The following is a 6,248-nucleotide window of genomic DNA, read 5'->3' on the forward strand; positions in this document are numbered from 1 at the left end:
AGCTCTTCGGCCGCCCGGAAGACGTCTTCCTCGGCGTCCTTCATCTCGATGGTGGAGCCGTCCTGGGACAGCACCTCCACGTTGAGGCAGAGCGACTGCATCTCCTTGATGAGCACCTTGAACGACTCGGGGATCCCGGAGTCGGGGATGTTCTCACCCTTCACGATGGCTTCGTAGACCTTGACGCGGCCGGGCACGTCGTCGGACTTGATCGTCAACAGCTCCTGCAGGGCGTAGGCGGCGCCGTACGCCTCCATGGCCCAGACCTCCATCTCACCGAAGCGCTGGCCACCGAACTGGGCCTTACCGCCGAGCGGCTGCTGGGTGATCATCGAGTAGGGGCCGGTGCTGCGCGCGTGGATCTTGTCGTCCACGAGGTGGTGCAGCTTGAGGATGTACATGTAGCCGACCGAGACCGGCTCCGGGAACGGCTCGCCGGAACGGCCGTCGAACAGGTTGGCCTTTCCGGTCTCGTCGATCATCCGGACCCCGTCGCGCGTGGGGTACGTGGCACCGAGCAGGCCGGTGATCTCGTCCTCGCGCGCACCGTCGAAGACCGGCGTGGCGACCTTGCGGCCCGGCTCGCTCTTCTCGGCGTGGATCGACATGAGCCGGTCCTTCCACTCCGCCGAGCCACGGTCGTCGTGCAGGTCCAGGTCCCAACCCTGCTTGGCGAGCCAGCCCAGGTGGAGCTCCAGGATCTGGCCGATGTTCATCCGTCGCGGCACACCCAGGGGGTTGAGCACGACGTCGACCGGCGTGCCGTCCTCCATGAAGGGCATGTCCTCGACCGGGAGGATCTTGGCGATGACGCCCTTGTTGCCGTGACGGCCGGCGAGCTTGTCACCCACCGAGATCTTCCGCTTCTGGGCGACGTAGACGCGCACCAGCTGGTTGACGCCCGGGGGCAGCTCGTCGCCGTCCTCGCGGTCGAACACGCGGACGCCGATGACCGTGCCGGACTCACCGTGCGGCACCTTCATCGAGGTGTCGCGCACCTCGCGCGCCTTCTCGCCGAAGATCGCACGGAGCAGGCGCTCCTCCGGGGTCAGCTCGGTCTCGCCCTTGGGGGTGACCTTGCCGACCAGGATGTCCCCGGTCGTGACCTCGGCGCCGATGCGGATGATCCCGCGCTCGTCGAGGTCGGCCAGACCCTCCTCGGAGATGTTCGGGATGTCCCGGGTGATCTCCTCCGGGCCGAGCTTGGTGTCGCGGGCGTCGACCTCGTGCTCCTCGATGTGGATCGAGGTGAGGACGTCCTCCTGCACCAGGCGCTGGCTGAGGATGATGGCGTCCTCGTAGTTGTGACCCTGCCACGGCATGAAGGCCACCAGCAGGTTCGTGCCCAGCGCCATCTCGGCGTTGTCGGTGCACGGACCGTCGGCGATCGGCGAGCCGACCTCGAGCCGGTCACCCTCGCTGACCAGCGGACGCTGGTTGATGCAGGTGCCCTGGTTGGAGCGCTTGAACTTCGCCAGCCGGTAGGTCTGGTAGGTGCCGTCGTCGTTCATGGTCTCGATCGAGTCGGCGGAGACCGACTTGACCACACCGGCGTTCTCGGCCACGACCACGTCGCCGGCGTCGACCGCGGCGCGGTACTCCATGCCGGTGCCGACCAGGGGGCTGTCGCTGGTGATCAGCGGCACCGCCTGGCGCTGCATGTTGGCACCCATCAGCGCACGGTTGGCGTCGTCGTGCTCCAGGAACGGGATCAGCGCGGTGGCGACCGACACCATCTGGCGCGGGGAGACGTCCATGTAGTCCACGTCGCCGGCGAGGATCTCGGAGACCTCACCGCGCTTCTGGCGGACCAGGACGCGCTCCTCGACGAACTTGTCGTTCTCGTCCAGCGGCGCGTTCGCCTGGGCGATGACGTAGCGGTCCTCGTCGTCGGCGGTCAGGTAGTGGATCTCGTTGGTCACCGAGCCGTCGATGACCTTGCGGTACGGCGTCTCGACGAAGCCGAAGGGGTTGATCCGACCGTAGGAGGCCAGCGAGCCGATCAGGCCGATGTTCGGGCCTTCAGGGGTCTCGATGGGGCACATGCGGCCGTAGTGCGACGGGTGCACGTCGCGCACCTCCATGCCGGCGCGGTCACGGGACAGACCACCGGGGCCCAGCGCGGAGAGGCGACGCTTGTGCGTCAGGCCCGCGATCGGGTTGGTCTGGTCCATGAACTGCGAGAGCTGCGAGGTGCCGAAGAACTCCTTCAGCGCCGCGACCACGGGCCGGATGTTGATCAGGGACTGCGGCGTGATGGCCTCGACGTCCTGGGTCGTCATCCGCTCCCGGACCACGCGCTCCATGCGCGCCAGGCCGGTGCGGAGCTGGTTCTGGATCAGCTCGCCCACGGTGCGCATGCGGCGGTTGCCGAAGTGGTCGATGTCGTCGGCCTGGACCTTGATCGGCTTGTCGTCCGAGCCGATCACCACGTTGCCCTCGGCGTCGGTCAGGTCGACCGGGTCGGCGGGGGCGCCGCTGGCGTGCAGCTGCACGATGTAGCGGATCGCGGCCACGATGTCCTGGATGGTCAGGTTCTGGTGGTCGAACGCCTCGGTCAGGCCGAGCTTCTTGTTGATCTTGTAGCGACCGACCTTGGCCAGGTCGTAGCGCTTGGGGTTGAAGTAGTAGTTCTTCAACAGCGTCAGCGCGGCCTCGCGCGTGGGCGGCTCGCCCGGGCGGAGCTTGCGGTAGATGTCGAGGAGGGCGTCGTCCGGACCCTGGGTGTTGTCCTTCTCCTCGGTCAGCTGGATCGACTCGTACTGACGCAGGTCGGCCATCACGGCCTCGTAGTCGTACGGCTCGCCCTCGTAGCCCTCTTCGTTGGCCAGCGCCTGCAGGGCCTTGAGGAGGACGGTCACGTTCTGCTTGCGCTTACGGTCAAGGCGTACGCCGACCAGGTCGCGCTTGTCGATCTCGAACTCCAGCCAGGCGCCGCGCGAGGGGATGACCTTCGCGGTGTAGATGTCCTTGTCGGACGTCTTGTCGGCGGCGCGCTCGAAGTAGGCGCCCGGCGAGCGGACCAGCTGGGAGACCACGACACGCTCGGTGCCGTTGATGATGAAGGTGCCCTTGCGGGTCATCATCGGGAACTCGCCCATGAAGACCGTCTGGGCCTTGATCTCGCCGGTCGTGTTGTTCATGAACTCGGCCGAGACGTAGAGGGGGCGCGAGAAGGTGAAGTCCTTCTCCTTGCACTCCTCCTCGGTGTACTTGGGGTCGACGAAGACCGGGTTCTCGAACGACAGCGACATCGTGTCGTTGAAGTCCTCGATCGGGGAGATCTCCTCGAAGATCTCCTGCAGGCCCGACTTCTCGGAGACGTCCTCGCCGGCTGCCTTGCGGGCGGCGACGACCTCGTCCCACTTCTCGTCGCCGATCAGCCAGTGGAAGCTGTCGGTCTGGAGGGCCAGGAGAGGGGGAACCTCGAGAGGCTCCTTGATCTTTGCAAAAGAGGTGCGACGGGAGTTAACAGCGGAGCTGCGCGCGGCCAAGGTGCGTCCTTCGAATCATCGCTGAAGGTGAAGAGGCGCCGCCCACCACTACAACACCCTTCCGGGCAGGGTGTGAGCATATGAGAGCAGACGCAATGAAAGAGCGTAACGCAAATCCGGGCGCGCGACAAACTGTCACGAGCGGCCTGCTCCGATGGAGGGGCCGTGTTGCCGATGATGATGGCCCGCCCAGACGCGAAGGTCAAGCGCAGCGGGTCCGACACGCAAAAGACGAAGGCGGCCACCCCGGTGGGGTGACCGCCTTCGGCGTGTGCCTGTACAGGCGGACTAGCGAGAGGTCACTTGAGGGTGACGGTCGCGCCGGCGCCCTCGAGGGCTTCCTTGGCCTTCTCGGCCGCAGCCTTGTCGACCTTCTCGAGGATCGCCTTGGGGGCGCTCTCCACGAGCTCCTTGGCCTCCTTGAGACCGAGGGAGGTCAGGGCGCGCACCTCCTTGATGACGTTGATCTTCTTCTCGCCGGCAGCCTCGAGGACGACGTCGAACTCGTCCTGCTCGGCGGCGGCCTCGCCACCAGCGGCACCACCGGCAGCCGGGGCGGCGGCCACGGCGACGGGGGCGGCGGCGGTGACGCCGAAGGTGTCCTCGAACTGCTTCACGAACTCGGAGAGCTCGATGAGGGTCATCTCCTTGAACGCGTCAAGGAGCTCGTCGGTGCTGAGCTTCGCCATGGTGGCGGTTCCTTCCATTCGGTGGCCGGTCCGGGGTTGCGGAGCCGACCTGGGGTTTCAGGTGGTGACCGACGACTGAGGTCAGGCGTCGGTGGACTCGGTGGTCTCCTCGGCGACCTCCGCGGTGGCGGGGGCCTCCTCGGACGACTCCGGGGTCTCCTCAGCAGCGGACTCAGCCGGCGTACCGGCACCACCTGCGAGGATCGAGGGGTCCTGCTCGGCCTTCGCCTGCAGGGCGCCGGCGAGCCGGGCAGCCTGCGCGAGCGGGGCGTTGAGCAGGTAGACGGCCTGGCTGAGGGAGGCGAGCATCGCGCCCGCCATCTTGCCCAGGAGCACCTCACGCGACTCGAGGTCGGCGAGCTTGCCGATCTCCACCGCGTCCAGGGGCTTGCCGTCCAGAACTCCACCCTTGATGACAAGGGCGGGGTTTGCCTTGGCAAAGTCACGCAGACCCTTCGCCGCCTCGACCACGTCGCCGTTGATGAAGGCGATAGCGGTCGGGCCGGTGAGGAGGTCGTCGAAGCCTTCGATTCCCACCTCGGTGGCGGCAATCTTGGCCAGCGTGTTCTTGACCACGGCGTAGTTGGCGTTCTCGCCGAGGGAGCGCCGCAGGTCCTGCAGCTGCTTCACGGTGAGACCGCGGTACTCGGTCAGCACAGCGCCGGCGGAACCGTTGAACGACTCAACGATCTCCGCGACGGCTGCAACCTTCTCTGGCCGCGCCATGGGTCTCCTTCCGGACTACGCTCGAAGACTGTCGGCTCGGCCCGGGAAATGACGAACGCCCCGGGCGCAGGCCCAGGGCGTGGTCCGGATCTCTCCGGCTGCTCTGAAGCACCTGCGCTGGTCGTCCGTCTCGCGGAACCTTCGATCGGCCTCCACGGATGGAGAGTCGATCACCGGCGGTCTCTGGTTACGAGAAGCAACTGTAGGCACCCGGGACGCGATCACCAAATCCGCTCCCGGACCGCTGGCGTCCCCGGCGGATTCCGCCCCACACCCGCGAGCATTGTGCTCCAATTTGGGGATGGACCCGCTGCTGACCCCACTCCACCAGGTGCTCGACCGGGTGGATAGCCGATTGCTGGCGCCCGAGAGCGACGTACGTATCTGGTCCACCGGGTTCCCGCTCCTGGACGACGCCCTGGGCGGCGGCCTGCGCGCCGGCGCGCTCAACCTGCTGGCCGGCTCCCAGGGCGAGGGCAAGACGACGTTCGCGCTCCAGGTGGCGCGCAGCGTCGCGGGCAGCGGCCGGCCGGTGCTCTTCTTCTCCTTCGAGCTCGAGGCGGAGGCCCTGCTGCAGAAGGTGATCGCCGCGGAGGCGGCCGAACTCGGCGTCGAAAACCCGATCTCGGTCTACCAGGTCCGAGCCGCCTTCGAGGGGACCGACGAGATGACCGGCGGGCTGCTGGAGCGGCTGGGCCGCTATCCCGGCGGCGCGGACGCGCTGGAGCGGGTCGCCGGCTACGCGCCGAGCATGCTGATCCACCGCTCCACCACCACCCACACCAACCTCGACGTGATCGCCGCGTCGGTCAAGGACGTGCTCAGCGAGGCTGGCGAGCCCCCGCTGGTCGTCGTGGACTACCTGCAGAAGGTGCGGCCCGGGCAGCAGCTGGACGAGGAGGCCGCCGTCACCCAGGTCACCGAGCGCCTCAAGGACATCGCCATCGAGTTCGAGTGCCCGGTGCTCGCCATCTCCGCCAGCGACCGAGCGGGCCTGGAGCCGGGCATGCGGATGCGGGCTCGCAACATGAAGGGGTCCACCGCCCTGGCCTACGAGGCGGACGTGGTGCTGATCCTGGCCAACAAGGCCGACATCGTGGCGCGCCACCACCTGATGTACTCGGCCAACAACGGCGAGCACTTCAAGACCTGGTCGGTGCTGACGGTGGAGAAGAACCGGTCCGGACGCACCGGGGCCGAGGTCGAGTTCCGCAAGGACTTCACCTCCGGCCGCTTCCTCTCCGACGGCCACGTGGTCAGCGAGAAGCTGGTCGACGAGCGCGTCTTCACCGAGTAACGCCCGGGACGACGAAGGCCGGCCACCCTCGTGGGGTGGCCG

General features: G+C 67.4%; 4 protein-coding genes. 1 reads left to right on the forward strand and 3 read right to left on the reverse strand.

The features are described from left to right. The 3 genes from rpoB to rplJ form a co-directional block, all read right to left on the reverse strand. Positions 1-3,494 (reverse strand): DNA-directed RNA polymerase subunit beta (gene rpoB / locus C5H89_RS02970; protein WP_104105748.1); only part of this gene is annotated, 3,494 nt, incomplete at its 3' end. Between the two features lie 299 nt (positions 3,495-3,793). After that, positions 3,794-4,183: a 50S ribosomal protein L7/L12 gene (gene rplL / locus C5H89_RS02975; protein ID WP_101525430.1), complete on the reverse strand. Its 390-nt coding sequence runs from the start codon at positions 4,181-4,183 to the stop codon at positions 3,794-3,796. An 81-nt stretch (positions 4,184-4,264) separates the two neighbouring features. Then, positions 4,265-4,909, reverse strand: a complete 645-nt coding sequence (gene rplJ, locus C5H89_RS02980; RefSeq protein ID WP_101525431.1) for a 50S ribosomal protein L10 — start codon at positions 4,907-4,909, stop codon at positions 4,265-4,267. A gap of 301 nt (positions 4,910-5,210) precedes the next feature. Here rplJ and C5H89_RS02985 point away from each other — a divergent pair, with 301 nt between their 5' ends. After that, the gene (locus tag C5H89_RS02985) at positions 5,211-6,206 is read left to right on the forward strand and encodes a DnaB-like helicase C-terminal domain-containing protein (protein WP_104105594.1); all 996 of its coding nucleotides are present in this window, start codon (positions 5,211-5,213) and stop codon (positions 6,204-6,206) included. Positions 6,207-6,248 lie beyond the last annotated feature (42 nt).

Source organism: Nocardioides sp. 616 (assembly GCF_002930065.1).
Taxonomy (GTDB): domain Bacteria; phylum Actinomycetota; class Actinomycetes; order Propionibacteriales; family Nocardioidaceae; genus Nocardioides; species Nocardioides houyundeii.

What these genes read in the sequence shown, in the direction of transcription:
- rplL (WP_101525430.1), bottom strand. Translation starts at nt 4,183, where the DNA reads ATGGCGAAGCTCAGCACCGACGAGCTCCTTGACGCGTTCAAGGAGATG.
- rplJ (WP_101525431.1), bottom strand. Translation starts at nt 4,909, where the DNA reads ATGGCGCGGCCAGAGAAGGTTGCAGCCGTCGCGGAGATCGTTGAGTCG.
- C5H89_RS02985 (WP_104105594.1), top strand. Translation starts at nt 5,211, where the DNA reads ATGGACCCGCTGCTGACCCCACTCCACCAGGTGCTCGACCGGGTGGAT.